Genomic DNA, 15,145 nt, shown 5'->3' with positions numbered 1-15,145 from the left:
TCAATTCATTGGAAAAAAGCCGAATGCGCAGGGTATCAGAAATGTTACAGAGGTTTTTTCAATCGCTTGGGTTCAGTTGAGGTCTTGTATTGAAATGACTGGTGTAGTGTCCGCCACCGTGGCGCTTTCGTGTTGTAAGAGCGCCACGATGGCGGAAAAACATCAAACGGAATGGGGTTTACGGCCCGACACAAAATGACTGACATCGTTGAACCCTGGTGTCGATGCATGCCCAGGCACCACCAGCGAATCGATAAACGCTTCATCTTCAGCCGTGATTCTGACTGCCTGCGCCTTGGTATACGCGTCCCACTGCGCTTCGGTGCGCGGCCCGACAATCGCCGACGTTACCGCACTGTTGTTCAGCACCCAGGCAATCGCGAACTCGACCATGCCAACCCCGCGCCCCTCGGTGTATTGATGAATTTGCTGGGCAATGCGCAACGACTCGACCCGCCATTCGGTTTCCAGAATGCGCTTGTCCTGACGCCCGGCGCGGCTGTTAGCGTCGGGTGTTACATCCGGGGCGTACTTGCCGCTGAGCACGCCACGGGCCAGCGGACTGTAAGGCACCACGCCCAGGCCATAGGTCTGCGCCGCGGTAATTTGCTCCGTCTCGGCCTGACGATTGACGATGTTGTACAGCGGTTGACTGATCACTGGCCGATCAACGCCGAGTTTATCGGCGATGCGAATCACCTCGGCAATCCGCCAGCCGCGATAGTTCGACAAACCCCAGTAACGAATCTTTCCCTGGCGAATCAGATCGCCAATCGCCGCTACCGAGACCTCGAGCGGCGTGTTGTGGTCTTCGCGGTGCAGGTAATAGATGTCGAGGTAATCGGTGCCGAGCCGGGTCAGGCTGGCATCAATCGCGTTGAAGATGTGTTTGCGGTTTAAACCGCTGCGGTTCGGCACACCGTCCACCGGGCCGAAACCGACCTTGGTCGCCAGCACCCATTCATGGCGATTACCGGCAATCGCTTCACCGACGATCTCTTCGGAGCGGCCGTTGGTATACACGTCGGCGGTGTCGATGAAATTGATGCCCTGATCCCACGCCTTGTCGATGATACGCAGCGATTCCTCGGTGCTGGTCTGCTCGCCGAACATCATCGTGCCGAGGGTGAGGGTGGAGACCTGCAACCCCGAGTGACCCAGTGTGCGATAGCTCATGCCGAAATCCTTTTGTCGGTGGGAAAGCTCTAATCAAATACCAGAATCACCAATGTCGGCAACCGCATAACTATCTAAGCCAGCACATAACCGTTCGTCGCTACTGTCAGATCTGACAGTAGGCAGATGTGCGTTGAGTCAGGCCTGATCGAGCCCGATGACATCGACCAAAAAGGTCAACGTCAGTGTGTGAAATCAGGAGCGTTTTCATGTCAACTGAACCATTTGATCCAATGCCAGCGGATGAAACCGGACTTAACCTTTATGCGCCGCTGCTCCCCGACAGCAATACGTCCGTGGTCGGTGCCGACTGTGGTATCGCGATAGCATTTTATGAGCTGAGACCCAACGGGGCGAAGGTGATTATCAACCCCTATCTGGGCCAGGAGCCGCTGGACACGGTGTCACTCAATTTAAACGGCGAGCAGAGGGTTGCCAGCGGGCAGACTCATTCCAAGGATGATCCGATAACGCTGTACATCCCCAAAAACAAGTTGAGATCCGAGCCGGGTTATATCAACGAGCTGACCTACACGGTCAAGCGCACTACCGGTGTCGAAGAAACGTCGCAATTACCATTGACGATCCTCTACAACGCGATACGTCCTGGCATTGAAGATCAGATCAAGGACGATGAAGGGCATTCCGAACTGGAACTCATCTTGCCTCGGGATGTAATCGAGGATGGTATCGATGCCGATCACGCGGCACAGGGAGTGCAGGTTTATTTCTCATACCCGTATTGCCGGGCGTACGACAAAATTCTACTCAATTGCAACGGTCATGATGTTTACCGGGAAGTTCATCCGGATGAAGCTCCCTCTATCCCCACCAGCGTGCCGACCAGGATTGGCTTGCTGCTCGATAAAGAGACACTCGAACGCGCCGGTGATCATCCGCAGTTTTCCTTTTCCTACACCGTCAACGACCAGATTGGTAACGGCGCCGATCTGAACTCGCCATGGTCGGCGGCTATTCAAGTGGATGTAGACCTCAGCAGCAGCCGGATGGGACCTCCCGACATTGCCGAAGACGCGGATGATCCCTTTGATGCTCCGGATACCATCGACCTGAATAAACTCGGCGGCAAGGACCTGACCATTCAAGTGCATGTATTTGCCCCTTTGTGGGCACTTCACGACACCATCCGCGTGAAGTACATCGCAACAGCGAGTACTGGAGTGGTAGCCGAACATGTCTCTGAAACTACTGTCGGGCGAATCCCGTTTGTGCATCGACCACTTATACCTAACGCAAAGGTGATTGCCGACAGTACAGTCAGGGTGACTTACGAACAGGTGCGATCAGGCGTAGTCACTGCGCGATCAAAAAATGCGCGGGCGCGGGTGGTTGTCAAACCCGTAATCATTTCGGTGAAAAACTCGTTCGGCGTAGAAATGGAAAACGGCGGGACGGTCTCTGACAACAAAGTCATGTTGGCGGGTACTGCGTTAGCGGGCACCGTGTTGCAGATTTATGAGGGCACAACATTCGTTGAGGAAGTTCAAACCGGTTCGAACTATAAGTGGCAGAGCTCTTTGATCACGATTGCAGTAGGGCTGCGTCGTTTTACAGTCAAGGAAAAAACCGGCAACCAATTTGTATCCGAACGTTGGTTGCTTGAGCGTCTGGCTTTCAGTATCGAACGCACGCAGATGAAGCTGAACGGGTTCTCGGTGAAGATTCCCCAATGGCCGAAAACCGGGGAAGACTCGGTTGGCAATACCGGTATAAGAACACCCATTGGTGGGGTTCCGCCGTATGACTTTGCGTCTTCCGATCCGCTGACTGCGCCTGTGACTGCCGCCGGGAAGGTCGTAGGGCTGAAGCAAGGCGTGGCGAGCATTTATGTCACCGATCAGGAAGGGACGACGCTCTCCTACCTGGTTGCGGTCACGAATGTTTATCGGTTGGAGATCAGCGATACTCCGATAACTTTTCGTAAAGCCGATGTATGGAGGACATCTATTGGAGGGCGCCATATTCACGACCGAGGCATTCGAAACGATTTCATTCGAGTGTACTTTCCTCCTGCGCGTGACAATAACGTATGGTGTTCTGCGACATACGGAAGTTGGGGGTCATATGTGTATCCTAACCATTCGTTCAATTCCACTAATCATGCAACTCTTCAACTTCCAGCTTGGTGTGTAATTCCTATCTGAGTTGGTCTCCCCAAGTCGGCGGCGATTGTTGTCCCGCCCTATAAGCGTTTTTAACTACGATCAACGGTATCTGCAATCCCCTATTTATTCTGTTTGCGCTATTGGGACTTAAGCGAAAAATCGCAGCTGCGAAAGCTCCTGCCCGGGGTAAATCAATCCCGTGCAGAAGCTACCGCAGCCTGCGATCTTTTGATACTGCTTGAATCAGGCCCGCAACGTCCGCGTCATGCGCAACGCCAGCAGACTCCCGCCAACAATCACACCTGCCAGCAGATACAACGCCGCATCCGTCGAGCCGGTGCTGTCCTTGACCCAACCGACCAGGTAGGGGCTGAGGAATCCGGCCATCTGCCCCATCGAGTTGATCAGCGCCAATCCACCGGCAGCAGCGCCCGCACTCAACATGGCCGTCGGCACTGGCCAGAACATCGGCAGGCCAGTCAACGCACCCATGGTCGCGATGGTCAGACCGAGGATCGCGATGGCCGGGTTGCCGGCGAAATTCACCGCGATCACCAGGCCGATCGCACCCATCAGCATCGGCACCACCAGATGCCAGCGCCGTTCTTTGCGCAGGTCGGCGGAGCGCCCGACCACCAGCATGAACACCGCCGCCAGCAGGTACGGAATGGCGCTCAACCAGCCAATCACCAGGTTATCGCTGAAACCGAGGTTCTTGATGATCGACGGCAGCCAGAAATTGATCGCGTACACGCCGCTCTGAATACAGAAGTAGATCAGGCCGAACGCCCAGATCGCCGGGTTTTTGAATACTGCCAACAGCGAATCGGTGGTGGTTTTCGGTTTGTTCGCCAGGTCCTCGGCTTGATCCGCTTCCAGTACTGCACGCTCATGCGCGGTCAGCCATTTGGCGTTGGCAAAACTGTCGCTCAGCAGGAAGTAGGCCAGCAGGCCCAGCACCACGGTCGGAATGCCTTGCAGCAAAAACATCCACTGCCAGCCGGCCAAACCGCCCTGGCCCGCAGCGAAGTGATTGAGAATCCAGCCCGAGAACGGGCTGCCGAGCAAACCGGACACCGGGATTGCCGACATGAACAGCGCCATGATCCGGCCACGGCGGAAGGTCGGGAACCACTGCGAGAGATACAGCACGACGCCCGGGAAGAACCCGGCTTCGGCGGCACCGGTAAACAGGCGCAGGGTGTAGAACTCGGTCGGTGTGGTGACGAACAACAGGCAGGTCGACAGCGTGCCCCAGGTGATCATCATCACCGCAATCCAGCGCCGTGGACCGAATTTGGTCAAGGCCAGATTGCTCGGCACGCCGCACAGCACGTAGCCAATGAAGAAAATCCCGGCACCGAGGCCGTACACGGTTTCGCTGAATTTCAGCGCGTCGAGCATCTGCAGTTTGGCAAATCCAACGTTGACCCGGTCGAGGTAGTTGAACAGGTAGCAGATGAAGATGAAGGGGATTAAACGAAGGGTAATGCGTTTATAAACGGCGTTTTTATCGTCGTCGATGGTCTGGGTAGCTGCGGCGCTCTGCGACATAGCGGCTCTCTCTTTATTATGATTTTTTGCGATGCAAAGGGTAACGTTGATCGCCCTGAGAGTCTCGGCCACCTTTGGCCGGATTGTCTTTGTGCCTGAGCACAGGGTTTGCCACCAGACCCTGTGCGGGTGACCAACTGTCCGCGCCTGTTTAAAAGGATTCCACCCATCATGTTCGAACTCGATCACGACCTCGCTCAGGACATCGTCGACCGGGCCATGGCCATTTTGCCGTACAACGTCAACGTCATGGACAGTCAGGGCTTGATCCTCGGCAGTGGTGAGCCAGAGCGCATAAATACTCGCCACGAAGGTGCGCAACTGGTCCTGGCCAACGGTCGCGTGGTGGAGATCGACGCGCCGACCGCCATGCATCTGAAAGGCGTACAGCCGGGAATCAACCTGCCGTTGTGGCTCGATCAACGCTTGATCGGTGTGCTGGGTATTACCGGCGAGCCAGAGCAACTGCGCACTTACGCCGAACTGGTACGCATGACCGCCGAAATGCTGGTTGGCCAACGCAATCAGCAGGCCGAGCAGCAATGGCGGCGCCAGCGTTGCGATGATCTGCTGGCATTGCTGCTGAGCGAAGCGGGGGATTCACCGCGTCTGGTCGACGAGGCGCAGCAACTTGGGCTCAAACCGCAATTGACGCGCGTGCCGTATCTGTTCGAGTTGGGTCTTGAGCACGCGCCGGGGCAGACCGTCGAAGCGCTGAGTGCCTGGCTGACCTCGCGTTATCCCGACAGTTGGTGCGTGAGTTCGGCCAAGTCGTCGCTGTTGTGGTGTCGGCCGGCCAGTCAGAACGTCGAGCATGAGCGCTTGCTGGAGAAACTCGACGGCCTGGGCTGGAAAATTCTGCGCATTGCCGTGGGCGGACAGGCGGATGGGTTGGCCGGGTTGCGCCGCTGTTATCGGCGGGTCGGCGATCTGCTTGCCTATGGCCGCGAGGTGTTGCCCCATTCCCGCTTGTTAACCCTCAATCGCTACCGTCTGCCGGTCATGCTCTGGCGCCACCGCAACGACGATGCCCTCGATGAACTGCTCAAACCGCTGCGCAAGGTGATCGCCAAGGACGGCAACGGCCAATTGCTGGCGACGCTGCGCAGTTGGTGTGATCACGATGGCCAGAGTCAGGCGTGTGCCGATGCGTTGGGCATTCATCGTAACAGCTTGAGATATCGGATGGAGCGGATTGCCGAGATCAGCGGGGTTGATCCGCTTAGGCTGGAGGGGATGTTGGCGCTGTATCTGGGTGTGCAGTTGTTACCGCAGATTGATCCGAGTTAATGGTCGTTTTCAATGACGCCATCGCTGGCAAGCCAGCTCCCACCGTTTTTTGGGGTGGTCACAAAATGTGGGGTCACCAAAGCTCCCTGTGGGAGCTGGCTTGCCAGCGATGGGGTCGGGACATTCAGCATCAATCCCTAGGCTTTTGTAGAAATGAACAATAAACGCCTGCGTCCCTTGTGCAGCAGACAGGCGTCAATGCGCATACCGACTGGCAGCATGAGGGGCATTGGAACTGGAGAATTCACATGAAGATCGTCATCGCCCCCGATTCGTTCAAGGACAGCCTGAGTGCCCAAGGCGTTGCCGAGGCCATTGCGCTGGGCCTGGCACAAGTCTGGCCGCACGCCACGCTGGTCAAATGCCCGATGGCTGACGGCGGTGAAGGCACTGTCGAGTCGATTCTCGCTGCGTGCGAAGGCGAGTTGCGCCGCACCCGTGTGCGTGGCCCGTTGGGCGCGGCGGTTGACGCGGCGTGGGGCTGGTTGCCGCACAACCACACGGCAATTATCGAAATGGCCGAGGCCAGCGGTTTGCAACTGGTGCCGCCGGGCCAGCGCGATGCGTGCATCAGCAGCACGTTCGGCACCGGTGAACTGATTCGCGCCGCACTGGATGCCGGTGCGCAACGGGTGATTCTGGCAATTGGCGGCAGCGCCACAAACGATGGCGGCGCCGGGGCGATGCAGGCGCTGGGCGTGAAATTGCTCGATGCACAAGGCCAAACGCTGGTGCCGGGCGGATTGGCGTTGGCGCAATTGGCGCGTCTGGACTTGACTGAACTTGATCCACGCTTGGCGCAGGTGCGGTTTGATATCGCGGCGGACGTGAACAATCCGTTGTGCGGCCCGCACGGTGCCTCGGCGATTTTCGGACCGCAGAAAGGGGCATCGCCAGTGCAGGTGCAGCAACTGGATCAGGCCCTCGGTCACTTCGCGCAAGTGTGCGCCGTGGCGTTGGGCAAAGACGTGCGTGATGAGCCGGGCAGTGGCGCGGCGGGGGGATTGGGTTTTGCCGCCAAGGCATTTCTTGGCGCGCAGTTTCAGGCCGGGGTCGAGGTGGTTGCCGAACTGGTAGGGCTGGCCGAAGCCGTCAAGGGAGCGGATCTAGTGATTACCGGCGAAGGGCGCTTCGATGCACAGACGCTGCGCGGCAAAACACCCTTCGGTGTGGCGCGGATTGCCAAACAGCACGCGGTGCCGGTGATTGTCATTGCCGGGACACTGGGTGAGGGTTACCAGGAACTCTATGACCACGGCATTGATGCCGCTTTTGCCGTGACCAGCGGCCCGATGACACTCGAACAAGCCTGCGCCGAAGCACCGCGACTGCTGCGCGAGCGTGCTACCGACATCGCCCGCGTCTGGCAACTAGCCGGGCAGACAATCTGAGGTGGATGCCCCCCTGTGGCGAGGGGATTTATCCCCGATCGGCTGCGCAGCAGTCGCAGAACCTGAACCTGTGGTTGACTTGAAAGATTGCAGGGGCAGCTTCGCAGCCCAACGGGGATAAATCCCCTCGCCACAGTTACAGCGTCATCCTAAGTGATCAGCATTACCCTAACCACAGGGAGTGTTCATTCTAAAAATGACCTTCCAGGGTGCTTCATTGCTGTAACACCCTGAAAAATATTTCATCTTTGCCCACATCCTTCCTCAAGCCTGGCCGATATAGCCAATAGGCGCACACAACAAATCTCAAAACAGTGGCGCCGCACTGAAGTCCGCCCCCGCGGGCCGATGATCACGGCATGGATGCTCGTAGTTTCTATCTTCCGAGAGTCCAACTATGTCCTTGCGTAACCTGAATATCGCGCCCCGTGCCTTCCTCGGTTTTGCCTTCATCGCCTTGCTGGTGATCGTGCTCGGCGTGTTCGCCGTCGATCGCATGTCGCTCATTCGCCAGGCGTCAGTCGACATGGACTCAACGCAATTGCCCAGCGTGACGCAACTCAGCGTGGTCACGGAAAACGTGCTGCGCCTACGCATTCTGTCGTTCCGCGTGCTGGTCAATCGCGAACCCACTGGTTTGCAAGAGGCGCAGACCCGCATCAATGTGTTGGTGGACAAAGTGCGCAATGCTCAGGCCAGCTATGCGGCGCTGCCGGCAGGCCCGGAAGAACGCGCGCTCTACCAGACATTCGTCACGACGCTGGACAACTACCTGCAAGCGCAGAACCAGATGATGGAGCTGTCGCGTCAGGACAAACTCGACGAGATGCGTACGCTGATTAACACGCGCATCAAGGACGGCACCGACCAGATGGGCGAGCAGCTCAACAAGCTGATCGCGATCAACGCCGCTGATGCGAAAGCCGCGGCCATTAAGGCGGGCGAACACTACGACAGCGCCGTCACCGGCATCGTCATCGTCGCGGTGATTGCCGCGCTGGCCACGGTGTTGCTGGCGTTGCTGCTGACGCGCAGCATCGTCACCCCACTGAACCGCGCCGTTGAAGCTGCACGAACCATCGCGGGCGGCAACTTGAGCAAACTCATCGAAGTTGATGGCAAGGACGAACCGGCGCGCCTGCTCGAAGCCCTCGCCGCGATGCAAACCAACCTGCGCAAAACCATCGAACAGATCGCCGGGTCCGCCACGCAACTGGGCGCCGCTGCCGAAGAGCTCAGCGCCGTGACCGAAGAAGCCTCGCGTGGCCTGCAGCAGCAGAACAATGAAATCGAACAAGCGGCCACCGCCGTCAACGAGATGACCGCCGCTGTTGAGGAAGTCGCGCGCAACGCCGTGTCGACCTCCGAAGCGTCGAACCAGTCGACTCACGCCGCTCGCGAAGGTCGCGATCAAGTGGTGAAAACCGTCGACGCGATCCAGACCATGACCCACGACGTGCAAAACACCTCGCAAATGATCGAAGGCCTCGCCGCGCAGGGGCGCGACATTGGCAAAGTGCTCGACGTGATCCGCGCCATCGCCGAACAGACCAATCTGCTCGCACTGAACGCCGCCATTGAAGCAGCGCGGGCCGGTGAAGCCGGACGCGGTTTTGCCGTGGTCGCGGACGAAGTGCGGGCACTGGCCCATCGCACCGCGCAGTCGACGCAAGAGATTGAAAAAATGGTCGCCGGCATCCAGAACGGCACTGGCGAAGCGGTTTCGTCGATGCAACAAAGCAACCAGCGCACCCAATCCACCCTGGAAATGGCCCGCGCTGCTGGCGTTGCGCTGGAGCAGATCACCCAGTCGATCCACCAGATAAACGAACGCAATCTGGTCATCGCCAGCGCTTCGGAAGAACAGGCGCAGGTATCACGCGAAGTCGACCGCAACCTGGTCAACATCCGCGACCTGGCCACTCAATCGGCCGCTGGCGCCAACCAGACCAGCGCCGCGACCCACGAACTGTCGCGCCTGGCGGTGGATTTGAACGCCATGGTGGCGCGTTTTGTGATTTGAGATAGGGTGAAGGCTGGACACTGCGCAATCAGGAGACGTACATGCGCTATTCAGCCTTGACCCAACGAATCGCCGGCGAGGGCGCAGCGGCCTGGCAGATACACGACCGAGCGTTGGCGTTGCGCGCCGAGGGTGTCGATATTTTGCTGCTGAGTGTGGGCGATCCGGATTTCGATACGCCGCTGCCGATCATCCACGGCGCGATCGACAGTCTGCTGGCGGGCGACACCCATTATTCCGAAATCCGTGGCCGCTTGGCGTTGCGCAAGTTGATTGCCGAACGCCATCGGCGAAGCAGTGGCCAGGAGGTCGATGCCGACCATGTGATCGTGATGCCCGGGGCGCAATGCGCTGTGTATTCAGTGGCGCAATGCCTGCTTGATCCGGGTGACGAGGTGATCGTCGCCGAACCGATGTACGTCACCTATGAAGCGGTTTTCGGCGCTTGTGGGGCGACGGTGGTGCCGGTGCCTGTTCGCCCGGAAAACGGCTTTCGCGTCGATCCCGCCGATGTCGCTGCGCGCATCACGCCGAAGACCCGCGCCATGTTGCTCAACAGTCCGAACAATCCATCCGGTGCGAGCCTGTCGTTGCTGATCTGGCAGGAATTGGCCGCGCTGTGCGTGCGTCATGACTTGTGGCTGATCAGCGACGAGGTCTATAGCGAACTTCTCTACGAAGGCCAGCACATCAGTCCGGCGAGCTTGCCGGGCATGGCCGAGCGCACGGCAACCATCAACAGTCTGTCGAAATCCCATGCCATGACCGGTTGGCGCATCGGCTGGATGATCGGCCCGAAATCGTTGGCCGGGCACCTGGTCAATCTGTCTTTGAGCATGCTCTTTGGCCTGCCGGATTTCGTCCAGAAAGCCGCCGAAGTCGCGCTGGAAACGGACCTGCCGGAAGTCACGCAGATGCGTGATGAGTATCGCCTGCGCCGCGATCTGGTCTGCGAGCGCTTGCACGGTTGCCCGGGGTTGCATCCGGTCCGCCCTGATGGCGGCATGTTCGTGATGGTCGATGTGCGTCAGACCGGGCTCGGCGCGCAGGCGTTTGCCGAGCAATTGCTGGAAGGGTATGGCGTCTCGGTGCTGGCCGGTGAGGCGTTCGGGCCCAGTGCAGCGGGGCATATTCGCATCGGGCTGGTGGTGGATCGGGTGCAGCTGGCGGATGCCTGTGCGCGAATTTCACTGTGTGCGGCGCAGTTGTTACAGGCGCGCAGTGCCTGACAGTTTTGCGGCACCTGTCTTGGCCCCTTCGCGAGCAAGCTCGCTCCCACAAGGATTTTGTGAACACTGAAGATCCACTGTGGGAGCGAGCTTGCTCGCGAAAGCGAACTGACAGTCAGTTAATTTTTTAGCCCTGCCAAGCCGCCGGATTCACCAGATTCAAAGGCTTCTCCCCACCCAAAGCCTGCAACAGATTCTCCACCGCACACCGCGCCATCGCTTCGCGCGTTTCATGGGTCGCCGAACCCATATGCGGCGTCGCCACCACATTATCCAGTTGCAACAACGGCGAATCCTGATTCAACGGCTCACGCTCGAACACATCTAGCCCCGCCGCACGAATCCGTTGCTGGCGCAGTGCGTCAATCATCGCTGCCTCGTCAACAACCTTGCCGCGCGAGATGTTGATGAAAATGCTCTCCGGGCGCATCAACGCGAATTGCTCGGCGCCTATCAATCCTTCGGTCTGGGATGTCAGCGGCAAGGTCAGGCAGATGAAATCGGCTTGCTTGAGCAAATCTTCAAGGCTGCGGTACTGCGCATCGAAACGTGCCTCGACTGCCGGTTTACGCGACTGGCTGTGATAAATCACCGGCATGCCAAACCCAAAATGACCACGCTGCGCCAGCGCTTCGCCAATCCGGCCCATGCCGATGATGCCCAGCGTCTTGCCGTGCACATCAGTGCCGAAATGCGCAGGGCCGAGGTTGCGCTGCCACTGACCGCTGCGCACCATGTTCGCCAGTTCGACCACACGCCGGGCTGCGGCGAGGATCAGCGCGAAGCCGGTGTCAGCGGTGGTTTCGGTCAGTACGTCCGGGGTGTTGGTCAGCAGAATCTTGCGACGGGTCAGGTACTCGATGTCGTAGTTGTCGACGCCCACCGAAACACTGGCAATCGCTTGCAGTTGCGGTGCCAGATCGAGCAATGCGGCATCAAGTTTCAGGCTGGCGCCGAGCAAACCGTGGGCGCGGGGCAGGGCGTCGCGCAGTTGCATGAGGCCGTCGGCGTCGAGGCTTTCGATCAGCGTCACATCAAACTTTTCTTGCAGGCGCGCCATCAGCGCGGGCGAGAGTTTCTTGTACAGCACGACCTGTTTTTTCATGGCAAAAATCTCTTCAGGAGTGAGCCGGCACGGCACGCGTGGCGACGGCTTTGGCCACGACGCGATCACTGGCGCCGGGCTTGAGGAAAATCGTCAGCACCACCGACAGCAGCAGCGCGCCGCTCATCAGCAGGTACGAAGAACTGGGCGAACCGGTCGAGCTGTTCAGGTAACCCACCAGGTACGAGCCGCCGAACGAGCCAAGCGCGCCCATGCTGTTGATCAGCGCCATCGCGCCACCGGCGACGTTGGCCGGAAGAATCTCCGGCACGATTGCGAAGAACGGCCCGTAAGGCGCGTACATGCAGGCGCCAGCGATCACCAGCAGCGTGTACGACCACCAGAAATGTTCCGCACCGAGCGCGTAGGAACCGTAGAACGCAATGGAAGCAATCAACAGTGGTGGCCAAACGAAGCGTTTGCGTTTTTGCAATTTGTCCGAGCCCCACGACACCACCAGCATGCCGATCACCGCCGCCAGATAAGGCAGCGACGACAGCCAGCCGGCCTCGATCATGTCCATTTGCGCGCCGGCCTTGAGGATCGATGGCAGCCACAACACAAAGCCGTAGACGCCGATGCTCCAGCAGAAAAACTGCAGCGCCAGAATGATCACCTTCGGCGAACGGAACGCCTCGGGGTAGTTCTTCACCGCTTTGATGCCGACCTGTTCGGCGGCCAAAGCGCTTTCCAGATCCAGTTTTTCCTGGTCGCTGAGCCACTTGGCCTGTGCCGGACGATCATCAGCCAGTTTCCACCAGATAAACGCCCAGAGCACCGCCGGCAAACCTTCGATGATGAACATCCAGCGCCAGCTGAAGTGTTGCACCAGATAACCCGACACCACCGACATCCACAGCATGGTCACCGGGTTGCCGAGGATCAGGAACGTGTTGGCCCGCGAGCGTTCGGCGCGGGTGAACCAGTGGCACAGATAAACCAGCATCGCCGGCATCACCGCCGCTTCGACCACGCCGAGCATGAAGCGGATGACGATCAGCCAGTAGGCGTTGCTGACCACGCCGGTCAACGTCGCGAGCCCGCCCCAAAGGATCAGGCTGACGAAAATCAGTTTCTTCACACTGTGTTTTTGCGCGTAGATCGCGCCGGGTACCTGGAAGAAAAAGTAGCCCAGGAAGAACAGTGCACCGAGCAATGACGACAGGCCTGGGGTGATCATCAGGTCTTTGGCCATACCGGACGCGGCCGCGAAACCGTAGTTGGCGCGATCGAGATACGCCAGGCTGTAGGTGATGAACACGATGGGCATGATGTACCACCAGCGGCGGGCGGCGAGGGTTGCAGTTTTCATGGGTGTTGCTCCTGAGCTTGTTGTTTTTGTCGCAGCAGGTTCAAATTTTGTGGTGACTAGGCTGGTCTCTTCGCGAGCAAGCTCGCTCCCACAGTGTCCGTGGTGCACACAAAATGTGTGGGAGCGAGCTTGCTCGCGAAGGCGTCCTCAAATTCGTCAGTGAGTTCAGCCCGGGTCGGCAACCCCTCCATATCCCCGCGACTCTGCACCGCCCGACTGCCAATCCAGTTCGCGCGCCGCACCGCCTCGGCAAAACTCTGGTGCTCCAGGAGGGCACTGATCATGCCCACCGCAAACCCGTCACCTGCGCCGACCGTGTCGACAACATTGGCCACCGGCACCCCGGCAACAAAGCCCTGATCCAGATGCGTGCGGTAATAGGCACCCTGCGGCCCGAGCTTGATCGCCACCGCTTCAGCGCCCTGATCGAGATAAAACGCAGCGATATCTGCCGGGTCTTCAAACCCGGTGAGCAAACGCCCTTCGCTCAAGCCCGGCAGCACCCAATGGGCGAGGGCGGCGAGGCGGTTGATCTCGCGGATCATCTCGCGCTCGCTGGCCCACAGGCTCGGGCGCAGATTGGGGTCGAACGAGACACTGCGCCCGGCATTGCGCATGCGGGTCATCAGTTCGGATGACATCTCCCGCGCGGTGCCTGACAGCGCCGGGGGAATGCCGGTGGCATGCAGATGTCGAGCGTTCAGCAGTTCAGGCGTGATCGATTGCGGCGAGAGATGACTGGCCGCCGAACCACGCCGGAAATACTCGACCTGCGGATCGCTGCCATCATCGCAACGGGATTTGAACTGGAAGCCGGTTGGATGCGTGTTGCAGACTTCAACCTGGCGGCAATCCAGTCCCTCGCGCGCCAAGGTGTCGACGACAAAACGGCCGAGCGAATCATTGCCTACGCGACTCAGCCACGCGACGTTGAAACCCAAACGCGACAGTCCGATCGCCACGTTGCTGTCAGCGCCGGCAATACGTTTATGGAAGTGCTCGACCTGCGCCAGATCACCGCTTTGCTCGGCCACCAGCATCGCCATGGTCTCGCCGAACGACAGAATATCGATCTCAGACATGAGCAGGCTCCAGACGCGATTGCCCGAGGCGGGCGAGGGTGGCGACGTGTTCGGTGGTCAACTCCACGAGATCATCGCCTTGCAACGGATATTCAGCGGCGCGCATGACGCCTTGGGCCATGTGCCTCAGCAGCTGTTCCCACAATTGCAGGTCGCTGGCGGCGGGCGGCACGGCCACCAGTTTGCCGTCGGCGCGCCGGGCCACGGCTTTACAGTGCACGTAGCCGACGTGCCGACCGAGCAGGCGTGCGGCATTGGTGGCGGATTGGTCCTGCCACTGCCAGTTACCGATATCGAAGGTCATTTTGATCGGCAAGTTGTGCTGTTCAACAGCCGTGAAGAAGCGTTGAAACGGCTCGATCCGCCCGCCGTGCAGCGTCTGGTCGTTTTCCACCAGCAGTTGCACCGAACTGTTGCCAAGCAGTTGCTGCAAAACCGTCAGATCGCAATTGTCGGTGAAGTAGCCGAGGGAAACTTTCAGCCATTTCGAACCGAACGCCTCGGCGTGTTGCAGGGCGGTGATCAATTCAGGATTGGGGCGCGCCTGGCCGGCCAGCCACAGTTCGGTCGGCGAGGAATAGATACTCTGCAGGCCCAGCGCCTGGGCGGCTGCGCTCAACTGCGCGGGGTTCTCGCGAGTCAGTAACTCTTCGCGCCACTCGATACGATCGGCCCCGGCAGCAGCCAGCACGTCGATAAAAAAGTCTTGCCCGCGCTGGCGCACAAGCTCGGCGCCGTAGCTGGACAGGCTGATGGAAACGGCAGGTTTATTCATTGTTATTTACCTCTGAAACCGGTTTCATTTTTGTTCAAAAAAATATCAGTCAGTGCTGTGTTGTTCTGGCGAGCCTCATCGC

Annotated in this window: 11 protein-coding genes; 5 read left to right on the top strand and 6 right to left on the bottom strand. The window is 59.0% G+C overall.

Features of this window, described 5'->3' with window-relative positions; genetic code table 11:
- Positions 1 to 162 precede the first annotated feature (162 nt).
- Positions 163 to 1,176, bottom strand: coding sequence for an aldo/keto reductase (locus ACIQVE_RS04260; protein ID WP_402804872.1), 1,014 nt, complete (start codon positions 1,174 to 1,176; stop codon positions 163 to 165).
- Positions 1,177 to 1,385: 209 nt separating this feature from the next.
- Here ACIQVE_RS04260 and ACIQVE_RS04255 point away from each other — a divergent pair, with 209 nt between their 5' ends.
- Entirely contained in the window at positions 1,386 to 3,341 is a 1,956-nt protein-coding gene (locus ACIQVE_RS04255; protein WP_402804870.1) for a hypothetical protein, read from the top strand.
- A 204-nt stretch (positions 3,342 to 3,545) separates the two neighbouring features.
- Here ACIQVE_RS04255 and ACIQVE_RS04250 read toward each other — a convergent pair whose 3' ends face one another.
- Positions 3,546 to 4,856 (bottom strand): MFS transporter, encoded by a 1,311-nt coding sequence (locus ACIQVE_RS04250; RefSeq protein WP_402804868.1) that lies wholly within the window; start codon positions 4,854 to 4,856, stop codon positions 3,546 to 3,548.
- A gap of 171 nt (positions 4,857 to 5,027) precedes the next feature.
- On the opposite strand from ACIQVE_RS04250, the gene ACIQVE_RS04245 reads away from it, so the two are divergent.
- The 4 genes from ACIQVE_RS04245 (at position 5,028) to ACIQVE_RS04230 (ending at position 10,789) form a co-directional block, all read left to right on the top strand.
- Positions 5,028 to 6,146 carry a sugar diacid recognition domain-containing protein gene (locus tag ACIQVE_RS04245; protein WP_402804867.1) on the top strand — a complete coding sequence of 373 codons (1,119 nt, stop codon included), beginning with the start codon at positions 5,028 to 5,030 and terminating at the stop codon, positions 6,144 to 6,146.
- Between the two features lie 248 nt (positions 6,147 to 6,394).
- Positions 6,395 to 7,537 carry a glycerate kinase gene (locus tag ACIQVE_RS04240; protein ID WP_402804865.1) on the top strand — a complete coding sequence of 381 codons (1,143 nt, stop codon included), beginning with the start codon at positions 6,395 to 6,397 and terminating at the stop codon, positions 7,535 to 7,537.
- 397 nt (positions 7,538 to 7,934) lie between these two features.
- Positions 7,935 to 9,560 carry a methyl-accepting chemotaxis protein gene (locus tag ACIQVE_RS04235; protein ID WP_402804863.1) on the top strand — a complete coding sequence of 542 codons (1,626 nt, stop codon included), beginning with the start codon at positions 7,935 to 7,937 and terminating at the stop codon, positions 9,558 to 9,560.
- Positions 9,561 to 9,601: 41 nt separating this feature from the next.
- Positions 9,602 to 10,789 carry a pyridoxal phosphate-dependent aminotransferase gene (locus ACIQVE_RS04230; RefSeq protein WP_402804861.1) on the top strand — a complete coding sequence of 396 codons (1,188 nt, stop codon included), beginning with the start codon at positions 9,602 to 9,604 and terminating at the stop codon, positions 10,787 to 10,789.
- Between the two features lie 127 nt (positions 10,790 to 10,916).
- Here ACIQVE_RS04230 and ACIQVE_RS04225 read toward each other — a convergent pair whose 3' ends face one another.
- The 4 genes from ACIQVE_RS04225 to ACIQVE_RS04210 are packed head-to-tail and all read right to left on the bottom strand — an operon-like array spanning position 10,917 to position 15,063.
- Positions 10,917 to 11,894, bottom strand: coding sequence for a 2-hydroxyacid dehydrogenase (locus tag ACIQVE_RS04225; protein ID WP_402804859.1), 978 nt, complete (start codon positions 11,892 to 11,894; stop codon positions 10,917 to 10,919).
- Positions 11,895 to 11,907: 13 nt separating this feature from the next.
- On the bottom strand, positions 11,908 to 13,206 hold the full coding sequence (locus ACIQVE_RS04220; protein ID WP_402804858.1) for an MFS transporter: 1,299 nt from the start codon (positions 13,204 to 13,206) through the stop codon (positions 11,908 to 11,910).
- A 56-nt stretch (positions 13,207 to 13,262) separates the two neighbouring features.
- A complete protein-coding gene (locus ACIQVE_RS04215) occupies positions 13,263 to 14,288 on the bottom strand; it encodes a sugar kinase (RefSeq protein ID WP_402804856.1) in 1,026 nt (341 codons plus the stop codon).
- Positions 14,281 to 15,063, bottom strand: a complete 783-nt coding sequence (locus tag ACIQVE_RS04210) for an AP endonuclease (RefSeq protein ID WP_402804854.1) — start codon at positions 15,061 to 15,063, stop codon at positions 14,281 to 14,283. The genes ACIQVE_RS04215 and ACIQVE_RS04210 overlap by 8 nt, the downstream gene beginning before the upstream one ends.
- Positions 15,064 to 15,145: the final 82 nt, after the last annotated feature.

The sequence above is a fragment of the Pseudomonas sp. NPDC098747 genome (assembly GCF_044760045.1).
Lineage (GTDB): Bacteria > Pseudomonadota > Gammaproteobacteria > Pseudomonadales > Pseudomonadaceae > Aquipseudomonas.
This window is presented reverse-complemented; position numbering and strand designations above follow the sequence as displayed.

Bases quoted from the DNA above. Each gene is read 5' to 3' on its own strand.
- ACIQVE_RS04260 (WP_402804872.1), bottom strand. From the start codon at position 1,176: ATGAGCTATCGCACACTGGGTCACTCGGGGTTGCAGGTCTCCACCCTC.
- ACIQVE_RS04255 (WP_402804870.1), top strand. From the start codon at position 1,386: ATGTCAACTGAACCATTTGATCCAATGCCAGCGGATGAAACCGGACTT.
- ACIQVE_RS04250 (WP_402804868.1), bottom strand. From the start codon at position 4,856: ATGTCGCAGAGCGCCGCAGCTACCCAGACCATCGACGACGATAAAAAC.
- ACIQVE_RS04245 (WP_402804867.1), top strand. From the start codon at position 5,028: ATGTTCGAACTCGATCACGACCTCGCTCAGGACATCGTCGACCGGGCC.
- ACIQVE_RS04240 (WP_402804865.1), top strand. From the start codon at position 6,395: ATGAAGATCGTCATCGCCCCCGATTCGTTCAAGGACAGCCTGAGTGCC.
- ACIQVE_RS04235 (WP_402804863.1), top strand. From the start codon at position 7,935: ATGTCCTTGCGTAACCTGAATATCGCGCCCCGTGCCTTCCTCGGTTTT.
- ACIQVE_RS04230 (WP_402804861.1), top strand. From the start codon at position 9,602: ATGCGCTATTCAGCCTTGACCCAACGAATCGCCGGCGAGGGCGCAGCG.
- ACIQVE_RS04225 (WP_402804859.1), bottom strand. From the start codon at position 11,894: ATGAAAAAACAGGTCGTGCTGTACAAGAAACTCTCGCCCGCGCTGATG.
- ACIQVE_RS04220 (WP_402804858.1), bottom strand. From the start codon at position 13,206: ATGAAAACTGCAACCCTCGCCGCCCGCCGCTGGTGGTACATCATGCCC.
- ACIQVE_RS04215 (WP_402804856.1), bottom strand. From the start codon at position 14,288: ATGTCTGAGATCGATATTCTGTCGTTCGGCGAGACCATGGCGATGCTG.
- ACIQVE_RS04210 (WP_402804854.1), bottom strand. From the start codon at position 15,063: ATGAATAAACCTGCCGTTTCCATCAGCCTGTCCAGCTACGGCGCCGAG.